Origin of the sequence: Mesorhizobium denitrificans (genome assembly GCF_003403035.1) — a bacterium.
Taxonomy (GTDB): domain Bacteria; phylum Pseudomonadota; class Alphaproteobacteria; order Rhizobiales; family Rhizobiaceae; genus Mesorhizobium_G; species Mesorhizobium_G denitrificans.
Genome location: NZ_QURN01000014.1, coordinates 93653 through 110208, shown reverse-complemented (window position 1 = coordinate 110208; position 16556 = coordinate 93653). Strand labels below are relative to the sequence as shown.

The window sequence follows — 16556 nt, the reverse complement described above, 5'->3', positions numbered from 1 at the left end:
AGAAAGTGGGCTTAAACCTATCAAGAGCGGAGGCAATATGGCCGTCGTCAATTTAAGGTGATGTCAAACTGAAATGAGTGGCGGCAGCCGCTTTTCATCTGGGATTGGACGTGTTACCAGCCAGCGCCAATCCTGAAAGGGACTTATCGAGTCGGCGCTGCCCAACCGGGTTGCGCCCTTTACGTATTTAAGGAATTGGCCATGGCAAACATCATCGAAACCGCAACAGGTCAGTTGGCCCTGACATTTGACGATGTGCTGCTGCAGCCCGGCCATTCCGAGGTTATGCCCGGTGAGACTGATGTCAGAACGCGGATTGCGGGCGACATTGACCTGAACCTTCCAATTCTATCAGCGGCCATGGATACCGTAACCGAATCCCGGCTCGCTATCGCTATGGCGCAGGCAGGTGGCATTGGCGTTGTCCATCGCAATATGACGCCCGCCGAACAGGCCGAGCAAGTGCGGCAGGTCAAAAAATTCGAGTCCGGCATGGTCGTCAATCCGGTCACAATCGGCCCGGACGCCTCTCTGGCGGAGGCCTTTGCGCTTATGAAGGCGCACGGCATTTCCGGTATTCCGGTGGTGAAAGGCAATGGCGGCGGACCCGGCAAGCTGGTCGGCATCCTTACCAACCGCGACGTTCGTTTCGCATCCGATCCGGCGCAGAAGGTTTCCGAACTCATGACGCGCGAAAACCTGGTGACGGTGCGGGAATCCGTGGAGCAGAACGAAGCGAAGCGCTTGCTGCACGCGCATCGCATCGAAAAGCTGCTGGTTGTCGATACCGATGGCAATTGCGTCGGCCTCATAACCGTCAAGGACATCGAGAAGTCGCAACTCAATCCGCACGCATCGAAGGATGCGCAGGGCCGGTTGCGCGTTGCCGCGGCCACCAGTGTTGGTGAAGACGGCTTTGAGCGCGCCGAGCGCCTGATCGATGCGGGTGTTGACCTCCTCGTTATCGACACCGCGCACGGCCATTCGCAGCGCGTTCTGGATGCAGTGGCGCGGGCAAAGAAAATCTCCAATTCCGTGCGCATTCTGGCGGGCAATGTCGCGACGCCGGATGGCACGCGCGCTTTGATCGATGCGGGCGCCGACAGTGTAAAGGTTGGCATTGGGCCGGGCTCGATCTGCACCACGCGTATCGTTGCGGGCGTTGGCGTGCCACAGCTTTCGGCCATTATGGGCGCCGTCGAGGTTGCTGATCGCGCGAATATTTCCATCATCGCGGACGGCGGCATCAAGTATTCCGGCGATCTTGCCAAGGCACTTGCGGCAGGTGCGCGCGCGGCCATGATTGGCTCGCTGCTGGCCGGTACGGACGAAAGCCCCGGCGAGGTTTATCTGCATCAGGGTCGCTCGTTCAAAGCCTATCGCGGCATGGGGTCAGTCGGAGCGATGGCGCGCGGCTCGGCGGATCGCTATTTCCAGGCGGAAGTGCGCGACACGCTGAAACTCGTGCCCGAAGGCATCGAGGGTCAGGTGCCTTACAAGGGGCCGGTAGCGGGCGTGCTGCACCAGCTTGCGGGCGGCTTGAGAGCCGCGATGGGCTATGTCGGCGCAAGAGATCTTCCGAGCTTCCGCGACCGTGCTACCTTCGTGCGCATCTCGAATGCAGGCCTGCGCGAGAGCCATGCACACGACGTGACCATCACGCGCGAAAGCCCCAATTATCAAGGTTCGTGAGGACAATTGGACATGAATCCGATCGCCATTTTCTGGCCGATGATTATCTATGTTTTGCTGGTTTTCATCGTCTATGGACTGCTCGGTATTCGTAGGCGCAAATCGATTGTGGATGGCGAGGCCAAGCTGAAGCAGTTCAAACTGCGTGGCGACGAGCCCGCTTCCACTGCGGCGACGTCAAACAATGTGATGAACCAGTTTGAATCGCCGGTTCTCTTTTATGTCGTGTGTATAGCGCTGTTCGTTACCGGTGGCGTGAATCTGCTAACGGTCGTTCTGGCCTGGCTGTTCGTGATTTCGCGTTACGCCCACGCCTATGTGCACCTGACCAGCAATAATGTCGGTATTCGCTTCAATTGCTTTTTGGTCAGCATGTTCGTGCTATTCGCGATGTGGGCGGCCTTTGCCCTGCATATTGCAGCGTTCTGAACGCCGTTACTCGACCGCCACGATCTTTCGCTTCTCGAATTTGAGCGCGATTTCACCGCGCACGAGTTTTAACGCTCGTTCGCCGAAAACCTCGCGCCGCCAGCCATGCATGGCTGGCACGTCTGCCTGTTCGCCTTCCGCGGCGATGCGGTCGAGTTCGTCGGAGGAAGCCAGCAGCTTTGGCGCAACGCCTTCCTTTTCCGCAGTCAGTCTCAGCAGAACTTTCAGCAACTCGGTAGCAGCGCTTGAACCTTCCGGCGAAGCGGGCGCGCGCGGCAGGCGCGGCATGTCTTCCTTGGGAATAGCCAGCGCGGCGTTGACCGAATCCATCAGCGCGGCTGCGGTCGATGAACGCTCCCAGCCTTTCGGGATAGTGCGCAATTTTCCGAGCGCGGCTGAATCGCGTGGCTGCTGCTGTGCGATTTCATAGATCACATCATCTTTGATAATGCGCTGACGCGGCACGTTGCGCTCGCGCGCCTCACGCTCACGCCATGCGGCGACGTGCTGGACCACGGCAAGCTCGACCGGCTTGCGGAACCGCATTTTCAGCCGCTTCCAGGAGTCTTCCGGGTGTGGGTCATAGGTTTCGCGCGCCGTCAGCACGTCCATTTCCTCATTCACCCAATGCGCGCGATCCTCGCGCTTCAATTCGGCTTCGAGATATTTGTAGACATCGATCAGATGCGTGACATCAGCCAGCGCGTAGGTGAGCTGCTTTTCCGAAAGCGGGCGCTGCCGCCAGTCAGTAAAACGTGACGACTTGTCGAGATGCGTCCCGGTGATGCGCTGCACGAGCTGGTCATACGAAATGCTCTCGCCAAACCCGCAAACCATCGCCGCCACCTGTGTGTCGAACACCGGATGAGGAATGAGGTTGCCGAGGTGGAACACGATCTCGATGTCTTGCCGTGCGGCGTGGAAAACCTTCGTGACGGCTTCATTCGCCATCAACTCAAAAAACGGCTTGAGATCAATGTCCGGTGACATGGGATCGATCAGTGCCGTCATATCCGGCGAAGCGAGCTGGATAAGGCAAAGCTCCGGCCAGAAGGTCGTTTCGCGGATGAACTCCGTATCGACTGTCACGAACTCTGATTCGCTCAGCCGCTGTATTGCGGATTCAAGTTCTGATTGTGTGGTGATGACTTGCATGTGCTCAGCGGAATTCCAGATCGAATGTTCCATTTCAGCCGGAAGGCGACGCGTCAAGTCAGGAATGCTTGCCGTTGCGCACAGCACGCTTAGCCAATTTCGCAAAAATGGTCGAGGTGCGTAGCAATGCGACGAAACGGCTGCGGTGGCCTTCCGGTACTGGCGCGCGAACTTGCATTCGGTACACGATCACGAAGGCCAGAAGCGCATATATAATGGCGCTGAAAGTGAACAACCATGAGGGACCGAGCACCTGCATGGCATATGCAGCGATGAATGGGCCGCCGATGGCGCCGAATGAATAAAAGAGCATGAGCGCGGCGTTCACCAGCACGAATTCGTGCCGCTCTGCGCGGTCATTCGCGTGGGCGGCTGATAGCGAAAACATCGGCATTGCGAACGAACCGAATATAAATACGAGCGCGAAATTCATCGGGCCGCTGTCTCCGGCAAAAAAAGAAATCGCCAGTGCAGATAACATCGCACCAAGGCAGGTAATGAGCAGCACAGAACGCCGATCCCAGCGGTCTGAAAGATAGCCCAGCGGATATTGAATGATCGCGCCACCGATGATTCCGGCGCTGACGAACGTCACGACATCTGTAACCGACATGCCGATTTGTTCGGCATAGACCGGGCTCAATGTGCGGAATGCGCTGTTTGTCATGCCAACTGCGATGCAGCCAATTGCCGCCAGGGGCGATATCGACCATGCCCGCTTGAGGTCCAGCTTTACATCCTCTGGTGGTGCCGGGTTGGAACGGTCAGCGAGCGAAACCGGCACGAGCGAGAGCGTTATCATGATCGACATAATGGCGAAGATCGCGAAGCCGCCAGCTCCGAACACGGGGATCAGAAATTGCGCACCGGTGACTGAGCCTATGTCGATAATGCGATAAAGGGCCAATACGCGTGCGCGATCATGATTGGACACGCCGGAGTTGAGCCAGCTTTCCATGACCGTAAACAGCCCTGCGAAGCAGAAGCCGCTCACGAATCGTACCGCCGTCCACATCAGCGGATCGACAACCAATACCAATAGCAACGTTCCCGCCGATGCGATTGCCGCGAGCGCCGAGAAGCTGCGCACATGCCCCACCGCTTTCAACATGCGTGTGATCGCGAGACATCCCAGCAGAAAGCCGCCGAAATAGCTTGTTCCGATGAGGCCAATGGTGGACGGCTCGAAACCTTCCATTGCTCCGCGAAGCGCAATCAGCGTGCCTTGCAGGCCATTTCCGCCGAGCAAAATGCCGGCAGCAATCAGGAGCGGGATCAAGGGGCGAAGGGAAGACATGCACGAACCGTGATGGAAGATTGCAATAGATCTAGCATCCGGCGCCATTCCGCTATCCGTATTTAGCGACGCGATTGGTCCACGAACCGACTTATCCTTGACAAATCAGAACTCACATGTGTTTGTCCGCGCAAATTTCGGGCAGCGCGCCGCGCTTGCCTGCCGCACTGACTCCACTGACTGGAAACCGTAAATGCATCGCTATCGCAGCCACACCTGCGCACAATTGAGAAAGTCCGACGCTGGCAGCACCGTGCGCCTCTCGGGTTGGGTCCACCGCGTTCGCGATCATGGCGGCCTGTTGTTCATCGATCTGCGAGATCACTATGGCATCACCCAGATCGTCGCCGATCCGGATTCGCCCTGCTTCAAGGTTGCGGAAACCGCGCGTGGTGAGTGGGTCATTCGTGTGGATGGCGAGGTGAAGGAACGCGGCGCAGAAGCCGTGAATCCGAACCTGCCGACGGGTGAGATCGAAGTTTTCGCGCTCGACATGGAGATTTTGTCGGCAGCGAAGGAGCTTCCGCTTCCGGTGTTTGGCGAGCCGGATTATCCGGAAGACATTCGCCTGAAATATCGCTTTCTCGATCTGCGTCGGGATACGCTGCACAAGAACATCGTTGCGCGCACGAAGATCATTTCGGAAATGCGCCGCCGCATGGAAGGCGCAGGCTTCACCGAATATTCGACGCCGATTCTGACGGCCTCTTCGCCGGAAGGCGCGCGCGATTTTCTCGTGCCGTCGCGCATTCATCCGGGCAATTTCTACGCGCTGCCGCAGGCTCCGCAGCAGTACAAGCAGCTCATCATGGTTTCGGGCTTCGACCGTTACTTCCAGATCGCTCCGTGCTTCCGCGACGAAGACCCCCGCGCGGACCGTCTGCCGGGCGAATTCTATCAGCTCGACCTCGAAATGAGCTTCGTCGAGCAGGAAGACGTGCTGGCGACGATGGAACCGGTGCTGCGCGGTGTGTTTGAGACCTTCGCCGAGGGCAAGCCGGTTACCCAGGAATTCCCGCGTATTCCTTATGACGTGTCGATGCGTAAATACGGGTCGGACAAGCCGGACCTGCGCAACCCCATAGTAATGGAGAGCGTTTCCGAGCATTTTGCCGGATCTGGCTTCAAGGTTTTCGCGAACATTCTGGCCAACGATCCCAAGGCGGAAGTCTGGGCTATTCCGGCGAAATCCGGTGGCTCACGCGCATTCTGCGACCGCATGAATTCCTGGGCGCAAGGCGAAGGCCAGCCAGGCCTTGGCTATATTTTCTGGCGCAAGGAAGGCGACAAGCTGGAAGGCGCTGGGCCGATTGCCAAGAACATCGGCGAGGAGCGAACCGACGCGATTCGCCAGCAGCTTGGCCTGTCGGATGGCGACGCAGCCTTCTTTGTCGCGGGTGATCCGAAGAAGTTCGTGAAGTTTGCGGGCGATGCGCGCACGCGCGTTGGCGAAGACCTCAATCTGGTTGACCGCGACCGTTTCGAGCTGTGCTGGATCGTGGATTTCCCGTTCTACGAATGGAACGAAGACGAGAAGAAGATCGATTTCGGCCACAACCCGTTCTCGATGCCGCAGGGCGGGATCGATGCGCTCAACGGGCAAGACCCGCTGTCGATCAAGGCGTTCCAGTACGACATGGTTTGCAACGGCTTCGAGATCGCGTCTGGCGGCATTCGCAACCATCTGCCGGAAACGATGGTCAAAGCCTTTGAACTCGTCGGGCTGGATCGCGAAACGGTGGAGGAGCGTTTCGGCGGTCTTTATCGTGCGTTTCAATATGGAGCCCCGCCGCATGGCGGCATGGCGGCCGGCATCGACCGCATCATCATGTTGCTGGTTGGCGCGCGCAACCTGCGCGAAGTTACCATGTTCCCGATGAACCAGCAGGCTTTTGACCTTCTGATGAATGCTCCTGCACCCGCAACGCCGGCGCAGTTGCGCGAGCTTGCGCTTCGCGTTGCCGTGCCTGCGAAGAAAGAAGAGTAGGGCAGGGCGATGCAGGAGGAGTTGGCTGTTCTTGAATCGGATTGCCATCCGCTGTTCCTGCAAACACCGGCTTCGGTCGAATTCAACAAGCTGCGCAAGCGCCTGCTGCGCCACGCACGGCAGGCCATCGAGGATTTCTCGATGGTCAAGCCCGGCGAGCGATGGCTGGTCGCGCTTTCGGGCGGCAAGGATTCTTACGGCCTGCTGGCGCTGTTGCTCGATTTGAAATGGCGCGGACTGCTGCCCGTTGATCTGCTCGCCTGCAATCTCGATCAGGGGCAACCGAATTTCCCAAAACACATTCTGCCGGATTTCCTGAACCGGTACGATATCCAGCACCGCATCGAATATCAGGATACCTATTCGATCGTCACCGATAAGCTGCCGGAAAGCGCGACCTATTGTTCACTTTGCTCGCGGCTGAGGCGCGGTCATCTCTACCGCATCGCGCGGGAGGAGGGGTGTTCGTCGCTCGTGCTCGGCCACCATCGCGAGGATATTCTCGAAACCTTTTTCATGAATCTTTTCCACGGCGGTCGCCTCGCGGCCATGCCGCCGAAGCTGCTAAACGATGAGGGCGACGTCATGGTGCTGCGTCCGCTGGCATACGCTGCGGAAGCCGACATGTCGAAATTCGCAGATGCGATGCAGTTTCCCATAATTCCGTGCGACCTGTGTGGTAGTCAGGAAGGTCTGCAGCGCAACGCCATGAAAGCGATGCTGGACGACATCGAGCATCGTATGCCCGGCCGCAAGGATACGATGATCCGCGCGCTCACAAATGTGCGACCAAGTCACCTTATGGACCGCAAGTTGTTCGACTTTGCAGGTCTGAATATCTCGGCGTTGGATAAGGAAGATGCGGCATGAAATTTGCGGAATCTCATCTGGATTGGCTGTGCGAGCTGATGGCCGATGCTGCCAGGAAAGAAATTATGCCGCGCTTTCGGCGCCTGTCCGCTAACGATATTCGCGAGAAAACTTCTGCACTCGACGTTGTTACTGACGCTGACGTGAACGCTGAACGCCACATGACGGCGGCATTGCGTGAACGTTATCCCGATGCGCTGATAGTGGGCGAAGAAGCTTACGCAGAAGATGAGCGCGTGCTGGAGGGTTTGCGCGGCGCGGCGCTCGCATTCGTGCTCGATCCGGTAGACGGCACCTATAATTTCGCCGCTGGTGTGGCACCTTTCGGAGTGATGATGGCCGTCGTGGTCAATGGCGAGACGGTTGCAGGCATCATTCACGATCCGCTTGGCGAAGACTGGGTTGTTGGCGTCAAGGGCGGCGGAAGCCATCTGCGCGGCGGTGGCTCGGAGACGGCGATCCATGTCGCCAAGTCAGAGCCGCTTGGTGAAATGGTAGGCAATGTCGGCTGGCAATATATGCAGGAGCCAGAGCGCACCATTTTGGCGCGCAATGCCCGCAAAGTGCTTGGTACGTTTGGCTATCGCTGCGCGGCGCAGGAATACCGGCTGCTGGCCTCGGGATATGGCCACTTCGGGATCTACAACAAGCTTATGCCGTGGGACCACTTGCCCGGTCTGCTCATCCACTCGGAAGCCGGTGGATACAACGCGCGCTTCGATGGCAGCGCCTATGTGCCGGGCGATACGACTGGTGGATTGCTGGTAGCGCCCGACCGCGCCGCTTGGGAAGCCGTGCGATCGGGGCTGTGGGCCGATTAATGCGCTTGCATCGCGCTTGACTGAGCCAGCGGTGCGCTGTGCGGCTGGAATAGCTTGCCGCGCTCGGCAATTAACACCATCACCAGCCCTACGAGCCCTACGCCCGCAAACCCTGCAGCCAGCGGCGTAACCGTCCCGTCAAACTGCTGTCCTACGAATGCGCCAATCAAGCCGCCGCCCAAGGTTTGCATGAACCCTTGAATCGACGCGGCAGTGCCTGCGATGTGACCGAGCGGTTCCATTGCTATGGCGTTGAAATTGGAGCCGATCCAGCCGAACTGAAACATCGCTGCTGCAAACAGAACAATGAAAACCGGCAGCGGAACCGGTCCGGTCAGCGACCAGACAAGCCATATCGAGCTGACAATGATGAAGCCGATCAGCGCGCTGTGCGACAGCCGCCTCATGCCGAATTTGCCCACCAGCCGGGAGTTCAAAAAGGAGGAAACAGCCATCATTCCGGCTATTGCGGCGAAGACGATGGGGAACCAGACGCCGAGGTGGTAGATGCCGACATAGACTTGCTGAGCGGAATTAATGAAGCCGAACAGCGCGCCGAAAACGGTTGTCGAGGCAATGGTGTAGCCGAGTGAAACCCGGTTCGAGAGAACGATGCCAAAGCCCTGCAAAATCGAACGCAGTTCGATTGAACGGCGATCCTCGGGGTGCTGCGTTTCGGGCATGCGCACGAATGCCCAAATGGCAATCGCCAGTGCGATTGTCGCCATCACCGCAAAGATCATATGCCAGGTGGAGAAGAGCATCACGAGTTGGCCAATGTTCGGTGCCAGCACTGGAATGATCATGAACACCATGAAGATGAGTGACATGACTTCCGCCATTGCGCGTCCGCCGAAGCGGTCACGCACCATGGAAACAGCGATCACACGGGTCGAAGCAGCGCCTATCCCCTGAATTACGCGCAGCGCGAGAAGCCACTCGAACGTCGGGGCGAATACGGCACCAATCGCAGCCAGAATGTAGACAGACAAACCGAACATCAAAGGCGGACGCCGCCCGAAGCGGTCTGAAAGCGGGCCATAAAACAGCAATCCTGCCGCCATACCGCCGAAATAGGCCGAGATCACATATTGGCGGTGGTTCTCATTGGTCACGCCCAGCGTGGCGCCGATTTCCTGCAAACCGGGAAGCATGATGTCTATTGCGAGCGCATTCAGGGCCATCAGCCCGGCACAAATCGCAATGAATTCCCAGCGCGGTATCGCGAAGGCTCCGCTCGTCTGAACGTTGCGTTGCTGGTCCATAACCGAATCCTCATGGTTCAAACGCCAATGCGCCGGTTGGCCGGCGCATTGTCATTTCTGCCGCTCAGAGCGGATGGATGTAATGCGATGCGGGCCGGTCATCGGCCCGATCGAACAAGATCAGGCAGCGCCCTTGACGCTGATCCCTTTCTCTTCAAGAAATGGCTGGAGTTCACCAGACTGGAACATTTCGCGCACGATATCGCAGCCGCCAACAAACTCACCCTTCACATAAAGCTGGGGAATTGTCGGCCAGTTCGAATAATCCTTGATCCCTTGGCGAAGCTCGCCGGAGGTCAGGATATTGATGCCCTTATAGTCGACACCGAGATAATCCAGAATCTGAACGACCTGACCCGAAAAGCCGCATTGCGGAAAGCCTGGCGTTCCCTTCATGAAAAGCACCACTTCGTTGCCCTTCACTTCGCTGTCGATGTATTCGCTAATGCCGCTCATTGTGAAAACCTCTTCAAGCCCGCCAAATTGCGCGAGCGTCAACTTCTTGCTCAAATAACTCTATAAGTCGATCTAAACAAGCGCGGATCAGTTCGTTCATTGCGCCAGTAACAGGCCTGTGAGAAATAGCCCAGAAAAAATGAAAATGATTTGGAAGCGTTTTGCGCTGGTTTTAGTGCTTGTTTTGCTGGCTCTGGGCGGCGCGGTCTGGTGGACTTCTCAAATGCGGCCTGATGAGAAAATGATGGATGCCGGCTTGCCGCCACTTTGCTCAGACAGGGAATTTGAAGGTGATACCTTTGTCGTCTGCGCGGTCGATCTCTCCAATTATTCAATTCATCTCGCACTGAAGGGTTCGGACGGCAAACCGTACGAGCATCTTGACCGTCTGCCCAAACCCTTTGTCATGGCGATGAATGCCGGCATGTATCATGCCGATTATTCGCCGGTCGGGCTGTATGTGGAGAACGGCAAGGAGCTATCGGCGTTGAATACGGATAGTGGTGACGGCAATTTCTTTATGAAGCCAAATGGCGTTTTCTTCATTGACGAGGACGGGCAGCCGGGCGTGCTGGAAACAGGTGCTTACGCCGCGGCCGATATTCGCCCGCGCGTTGCCACGCAGTCTGGTCCGATGGTGGTTATTGATGGCGATGTACACAGCCGCTTCGAACCTGACGGACAGTCGAAATATATCCGCAACGGTGTGGGCGTGGACGAAAAGGGCAGGGTGGTGTTGGCCATCTCGCGCGGCCCGGTGAGTCTTGGTCGCTTTGCGCGCTTATTCCGCGATGCACTTGGCTGCCGAAATGCACTGTTTTTCGATGGCGGAATATCCGCGCTCTATGACGGCGCGCGCTATGTGGTTGGGGGTGAAGAACCAGCCGGGCCGATGCTGATTGTGCAGAGCCGGGGCGGTTAGAGGCAAACTTCATCGTTCGGGCAGGCGGATGAGGGGTAATTAGCCTCGATGCTTCAACTTCGGCCGATAGCCACGTTACTCTGGAGCGCTTGTCTGCAAAGCCAGTGCGTGAAGCACGCCGCCCATATTGCCCTGCAGCGCCTTGTAGACCATCTGGTGCTGCTGCACGCGACTCTTGCCGCGAAAGCTTTCCGCCACAACCTCGGCAGCGTAGTGGTCCCCATCGCCCGCCAGATCGCGGATCGTTACAACCGCGTCTGGGATGCCTTCTTTGATGAGGCGTTCGATATCGCGTGCGTCCATTGCCATTGCGTATGCCTGTCTCGCTTACGCAGCCATGAAGGCGGGGAACCAGCCTTCATGGGCTGCTTTCAAATCTTTAACCGGTATCGCACGCGTACCGCCGAGCTTCAAGGAGTCACCGCCGGTCATCCCGATCACGGCAACGCGAACGCCAGACTTTGACGCCTCCGCTACGACCGCGTCCTGCCTGCCCGCCGCAACGGTCACAAGATAGCGGCCCTGATCTTCGCCGAACCAGGCGGCAGCGCTATTTCCGGTCGCCTCGTTCACCCTCGCACCGATGCCTGACGCAATCGCCATTTCGGCAAGCGCAACGGCCAGTCCGCCGTCTGAAAGGTCGTGAACCGCGGTGGCCGTTTCCTTACCGATCAGCCTGCGCACAAAATCGCCCACCTTGCGCTCGTGTGCGAGGTCAACCTTCGGGGCAGGGCCTTCCGCCTTGCCGAACAAATCGCGCAGGTAGACCGATTGGCCGAGATGTGTGCCCCATTCTTCGGGCGCGCCGATCAGCAAAATCGCTTCACCCTCGGCAGCAAAGCGAATGCGCGCCATTTTCGACCAATCGTCAATCAGACCGACGCCGCCAATGGTCGGTGTCGGCAAAATACCGCGTCCGTTGGTTTCGTTGTAGAGCGAGACATTGCCCGAAACGATGGGGAAATCCAGCGCGCGGCAGGCTTCGCCGATGCCTTTGATGGCATGGACGAGCTGGCCCATTATTTCAGGCCGTTCAGGATTGCCGAAATTCAGATTATCCGTCGAAGCCAGCGGCAAAGCGCCGGTCGCAGTCAGGTTGCGCCAGCATTCGGCAACAGCCTGCTTGCCACCCTCGAACGGATCGGCCTCGCAATAGCGTGGTGTAACGTCCGACGAAAACGCGAGCGCCTTTGACGCATGGCCCTCGACCCGCACGACACCGGCATCGCCGCCGGGAATTTGCAGCGAATTGCCCTGAATCAGCGTGTCATATTGCTCATAAACCCAGCGACGGCTCGAAAGGTCCGGACTGGACAGGAGCTTTAGCAAGGCGTCAGCGACGTCCATTTTGGGTGCATCGCCCGATAGCTCTGCCTGAGCAGCCGGTGCGACCCAAGGCCGGTCATATTCGGGAGCCTGATCGCCGAGCTCCTTGATCGGCAGGTTTGCCACCTCTGCGCCCTGATGCAGGATGCGGAAGCGCAAATCGTCGGTGGTGTGCCCGACAATCGCGAAATCCAGCCCCCATTTGCGGAAAATGGCCTCGGCTTCCTTTTCCTTTTCAGGCTTGAGCACCATCAACATGCGCTCCTGGCTTTCGGAGAGCATCATTTCATAGGCAGACATGCGCTCTTCGCGCACAGGCACCTTGTCGAGGTCGAGTTCGATGCCAAGGTCGCCCTTCGCGCCCATTTCCACAGCCGAGCAGGTGAGGCCGGCGGCGCCCATGTCCTGAATGGCGATGACCGCGCCTGACGCCATAAGTTCAAGACAGGCTTCCAGCAGGCACTTTTCTGTGAAGGGGTCACCAACCTGAACGGTCGGGCGCTTTTCTTCGATCTTGTCGTCAAATTCGGCGGAAGCCATCGTCGCGCCGCCAACACCGTCGCGGCCCGTTTTGGCTCCGAGATAGACGACCGGCAAGCCAACACCCTCCGCCTTGGAATAGAAAATGCCGTCCGTCTTTGCCAGACCGGCGGCGAATGCATTGACGAGGCAATTGCCATTATATCGCGCGTCGAAATTCACTTCGCCGCCGACAGTCGGCACGCCGAAGGAATTTCCATAGCCGCCGACGCCCGCAACCACGCCAGCTACGAGGTGGCGTGTCTTGGGGTGGTCCGGTTCACCGAAGCGCAGCGCGTTCATGGCTGCGATGGGGCGCGCGCCCATTGTGAACACGTCGCGCAAAATGCCACCGACGCCGGTCGCAGCGCCTTGATATGGCTCGATATACGAAGGGTGGTTGTGGCTCTCCATCTTGAAGACCACACAATCACCATCGCCAATATCCACGACGCCTGCGTTTTCGCCCGGTCCCTGGATCACGACTTCACCACTGGTGGGCAGGGTGCGCAGCCATCTCTTCGAGCTTTTGTAAGAACAATGCTCGTTCCACATGGCAGAAAAAATGCCGAGTTCTGTAAAGGTCGGCTCGCGGCCGATCAGATCGAGTATGCGCTGATACTCGTCCGGCTTCAGGCCGTGCGCCTTTATCAGTTCGTCAGTAATCTTCACGGTGTTCGGGATTGTCATCGCCTACAAGGAATCCGTTGCAACAGTTGGACGGCTCATAGCGCATGGCGTCGCCGGGATACACAGGCAAGACGAAAAAAATCCGGTGAATTGCGGTTCATTCCTTTTGGTATACGCAGACGATGCTTTGCGACCATTGCGGGCAATTTATTCAGCGGCTAAACCGCTGGGCATGACAAAGAAGCTCGATGTTCTTCGCATTGCCGTTGCCCAGCTCAACCCGACCGTAGGCGACATTAAAGGCAATCTCGCCAAAGCACGGGAGGCACGCGCTGAAGCTGCGCGTCACGGCGCTGACCTCGTGCTGTACACCGAGCTCTTTCTGGCTGGCTACCCGCCGGAAGATCTGGTGGTGCGCCCGGCATTCCTGAAAGCCTGCGAAAAGGCCGCCAAAGAGATTGCCGCCGACACGGCGGATGGTGGCCCCGGGGTTATTATCGGCACGCCGCTGCAACGCAAAAGCGGGCGGCACAACTCCGTTATCGTTGCTGATGGCGGCAAGATCATCGCCGAGCGTTACAAGATCGACCTGCCGAACTATGGCGAGTTTGATGAAAAGCGCGTTTTCCAGCCGGGGCCGGATATGCCGGGGCCGGTCAATTTTCGCGGCGTCAGGCTGGGCATTCCCATTTGCGAAGACATTTGGGGCGATCAGGACGTGTGCGAAACGCTCGCTGAAAGCGGCGCGGAAATCCTGCTCGTACCCAACGGCTCGCCCTATTATCGCGCGAAGATCGATGTCCGCCATCAGATCGTCATCAAACAAGTCATCGAGACGGGCCTGCCCATGCTGTACGCCAACCAGCTTGGTGGGCAGGACGATCTCGTTTTCGATGGCGCGTCCTTTGCCATCAATGCGGACAAATCCCTCGCGTTTCAGATGAGCCAGTTCGAGGATGTAACCGCCGTCACCACCTGGAAGCGCGTGGGTGAAACATGGGTCTGTGAAGAAGGGCCGATGTCAAAGCTGCCCGAGCGCGAGGAGGCAGATTATCGCGCCTGCATGCTCGGCCTGCGCGACTATGTGAACAAGAACGGTTTCAAGGATGTGGTGCTGGGTCTTTCCGGCGGCATCGACTCGGCGATTTGCGCCGCGCTTGCCGTGGATGCCTTGGGCGAGGAGCGCGTTCGCTGCATCATGATGCCCTATCATTACACGTCGAAGGACTCGCTCAAGGATGCTGAGGACTGCGCTCGCGCATTGGGCTGTGCATATGATGTTGTGCCTATTTTCAAGCCGGTAGGGGGCTTTCTTGAAGCGCTTGGGCCGTTGTTCGAGGGCACCAAGGAAGGCATCACCGAAGAAAACCTCCAGAGCCGCGCGCGCGGAACGATCCTGATGGCGGTTTCCAACAAGTTCGGTTCAATGGTTGTCACGACCGGCAACAAATCGGAAATGTCAGTGGGCTACGCCACGCTCTATGGCGACATGAATGGTGGCTTCAATCCCATCAAAGACCTTTACAAGATGCAGGTCTACGCGCTGTCGAGCTGGCGCAATGATCATGTGCCGCCCGGAGCCTTCGGCCCTTCGGGCGAGGTGATACCGCACAACATCATAGACAAGGCACCGTCTGCGGAACTCCGCCCGAACCAGACCGATCAGGATTCGCTGCCACCATATCCGGTGCTGGACGCTATTCTCGAAGGTCTGGTTGAAGGCGAGTTGGGTGTTGACGATATCGTCAAGCAGGGCTTCGACAGAGCAACCGTCGAGCGCGTTGAGCATCTGCTTTATATCGCGGAGTACAAGCGCAGGCAGGCTGCGCCGGGCGTGAAAATCACCAAAAAGAATTTTGGACGTGACCGGCGCTATCCGATTACAAACAGGTTTAGGGATCGAGTATAACTTATTATATTTCCTGCTGAACCGGACCTTGCCTCTTTCCTGACCGGCTTTATCCATGCCGTTTCTGACCTTTCTGAAATCGAATTTCCGCTGGATCGCCGGTGGGTTTCTGCTCACCTTCTTTTCCACGGTCGGTCAGACTTCGTTCATGGGCGGCTCGGCCGGCTATTTGCGCGCTGAATACGGGCTCTCAAACGGTCAGTGGGGGCTGGTCTACATGATCGGCACTCTTTGCAGCGCGTTGACGCTGCCTTATCTCGGCCAGATCGTCGATCGATATCCGGCGCGAAAGGTGGCGTTGTTCGTGCTGCCGATGCTGGCGCTGGCGGCGACTTTGATGGCGCTGTCGCATCACGTCCTGCTGCTGGTGCTTACGGTATATCTGCTGCGATTGTTCGGGCAGGGCATGTCCCCGCACCTTGCCTATACGGCGACCGCGCGCTGGTTTTCGGCGCAGCGCGGCAAAGCGCTTTCTTTGGTGATACTTGGTCACAATGCGGGTGAAGCGGTGCTGATCAGCAGTTTTGCGGTGCTCGCCGGTTGGCTTGGCTGGCGCGGCGGTTGGCTGTTTTACGCCGCGCTCGTGGCTCTGTTTGCGCTACCTGCGGTGTTGGCGCTTGTATCTGTAGAGCGGCAACCGGGCAGTGGTGAGGTCAATCCGCGTGTGGTCGATGCGCGCGACTGGTCGCGCTCGGAAGTTTTGCGCGATCCGCTGTTTTATCTCTTCATGCTCGGCTTTATGGCGCCGGGCTTCATCGTAACGGTGGTTTTCTTCCATCAGGTCTATCTGTCTGAACTGCGCGGATGGACGCCGGGCATTTTCGCATCGGCGTTCGTCGTCTGGGCATTCGTCAACAGCATTTTTACGCTGCTGTCCGGCCAGTTGATCGACCGGTTTTCCGGTCTGGCGCTGCTTCCTTTCGTGTTGCTTCCGCTCGGAATGGCCGCCGCAATGCTTGGATTCGTCGCCGCGCCTTGGGCGCCGTTTGCTTTCATGGTGCTGGTCGGCATGTCTGCGGGACTTTCCACGACACTGTTTGGTGCCGTATGGCCCGAACTTTATGGGCTGAAACACCTTGGTTCGATCCGCGCGCTGGGTATTTCGGCGGCGGTTTTCGCCTCGGCGGCAGGGCCGGGACTCACGGGTTATTTGATCGACATCGGCGTGTCTTATCCCGGCCAGTTGATCGCGATGGGCCTCTACTGCGTTTTTGCCTCGCTTGTCTTTTGGTATGTTGCCAAAACGGCGCGGGCCCGAAACGCTTGTTAATCGGATTT

At 58.0% G+C, this 16556-nt stretch carries 14 protein-coding genes; 8 read left to right on the top strand and 6 right to left on the bottom strand.

Features of this window, described 5'->3' with window-relative positions; translation table 11 throughout:
* Positions 1–201 precede the first annotated feature (201 nt).
* The gene (guaB, locus tag DY251_RS17080; protein ID WP_116625119.1) at positions 202–1692 is read left to right on the top strand and encodes an IMP dehydrogenase; all 1491 of its coding nucleotides are present in this window, start codon (positions 202–204) and stop codon (positions 1690–1692) included.
* A gap of 12 nt (positions 1693–1704) precedes the next feature.
* Positions 1705–2121, top strand: coding sequence for an MAPEG family protein (locus DY251_RS17075; protein ID WP_116625118.1), 417 nt, complete (start codon positions 1705–1707; stop codon positions 2119–2121).
* Positions 2122–2127: 6 nt separating this feature from the next.
* On the opposite strand, the gene rnd is transcribed toward DY251_RS17075, so the two are convergent.
* Together rnd and DY251_RS17065 are read right to left on the bottom strand one after the other, a co-directional pair.
* Complete coding sequence (rnd, locus tag DY251_RS17070; RefSeq protein WP_116625157.1) at positions 2128–3276, bottom strand: ribonuclease D; 1149 nt, start codon at positions 3274–3276, stop codon at positions 2128–2130.
* A gap of 58 nt (positions 3277–3334) precedes the next feature.
* On the bottom strand, positions 3335–4573 hold the full coding sequence (locus DY251_RS17065; protein ID WP_116625117.1) for an MFS transporter: 1239 nt from the start codon (positions 4571–4573) through the stop codon (positions 3335–3337).
* 193 nt (positions 4574–4766) lie between these two features.
* Between DY251_RS17065 and aspS the strand changes: the two genes are divergently transcribed.
* The 3 genes from aspS to DY251_RS17050 are packed head-to-tail and all read left to right on the top strand — an operon-like array spanning position 4767 to position 8251.
* Positions 4767–6560: an aspartate--tRNA ligase gene (gene aspS, locus DY251_RS17060; RefSeq protein ID WP_116625116.1), complete on the top strand. Its 1794-nt coding sequence runs from the start codon at positions 4767–4769 to the stop codon at positions 6558–6560.
* 9 nt (positions 6561–6569) lie between these two features.
* On the top strand, positions 6570–7430 hold the full coding sequence (gene ttcA, locus DY251_RS17055; RefSeq protein WP_116625115.1) for a tRNA 2-thiocytidine(32) synthetase TtcA: 861 nt from the start codon (positions 6570–6572) through the stop codon (positions 7428–7430).
* Positions 7427–8251: an inositol monophosphatase family protein gene (locus tag DY251_RS17050; RefSeq protein WP_116625114.1), complete on the top strand. Its 825-nt coding sequence runs from the start codon at positions 7427–7429 to the stop codon at positions 8249–8251. Before ttcA ends, DY251_RS17050 begins: the two co-directional genes overlap by 4 nt.
* Here the strand turns inward: DY251_RS17050 and DY251_RS17045 are convergent.
* Together DY251_RS17045 and grxD are read right to left on the bottom strand one after the other, a co-directional pair.
* A complete protein-coding gene (locus tag DY251_RS17045) occupies positions 8248–9516 on the bottom strand; it encodes a multidrug effflux MFS transporter (protein ID WP_116625113.1) in 1269 nt (422 codons plus the stop codon). The genes DY251_RS17050 and DY251_RS17045 overlap by 4 nt on opposite strands.
* Positions 9517–9636: 120 nt before the next feature.
* A complete protein-coding gene (gene grxD / locus DY251_RS17040; RefSeq protein ID WP_116625156.1) occupies positions 9637–9972 on the bottom strand; it encodes a Grx4 family monothiol glutaredoxin in 336 nt (111 codons plus the stop codon).
* 145 nt (positions 9973–10117) lie between these two features.
* Between grxD and DY251_RS17035 the strand changes: the two genes are divergently transcribed.
* Complete coding sequence (locus DY251_RS17035) at positions 10118–10894, top strand: phosphodiester glycosidase family protein (RefSeq protein WP_116625112.1); 777 nt, start codon at positions 10118–10120, stop codon at positions 10892–10894.
* Between the two features lie 75 nt (positions 10895–10969).
* Here the strand turns inward: DY251_RS17035 and DY251_RS17030 are convergent, their stop codons facing one another.
* On the bottom strand, positions 10970–11203 hold the full coding sequence (locus tag DY251_RS17030; protein WP_116625111.1) for a BolA/IbaG family iron-sulfur metabolism protein: 234 nt from the start codon (positions 11201–11203) through the stop codon (positions 10970–10972).
* 18 nt (positions 11204–11221) lie between these two features.
* Positions 11222–13429 carry a phosphoribosylformylglycinamidine synthase subunit PurL gene (gene purL, locus DY251_RS17025; RefSeq protein WP_116625110.1) on the bottom strand — a complete coding sequence of 736 codons (2208 nt, stop codon included), beginning with the start codon at positions 13427–13429 and terminating at the stop codon, positions 11222–11224.
* A 172-nt stretch (positions 13430–13601) separates the two neighbouring features.
* Here purL and DY251_RS17020 point away from each other — a divergent pair, with 172 nt between their 5' ends.
* Positions 13602–15278, top strand: coding sequence for an NAD+ synthase (locus DY251_RS17020; RefSeq protein ID WP_116625109.1), 1677 nt, complete (start codon positions 13602–13604; stop codon positions 15276–15278).
* A gap of 55 nt (positions 15279–15333) precedes the next feature.
* Entirely contained in the window at positions 15334–16548 is a 1215-nt protein-coding gene (locus DY251_RS17015; protein WP_116625108.1) for an MFS transporter, read from the top strand.
* Positions 16549–16556: the final 8 nt, after the last annotated feature.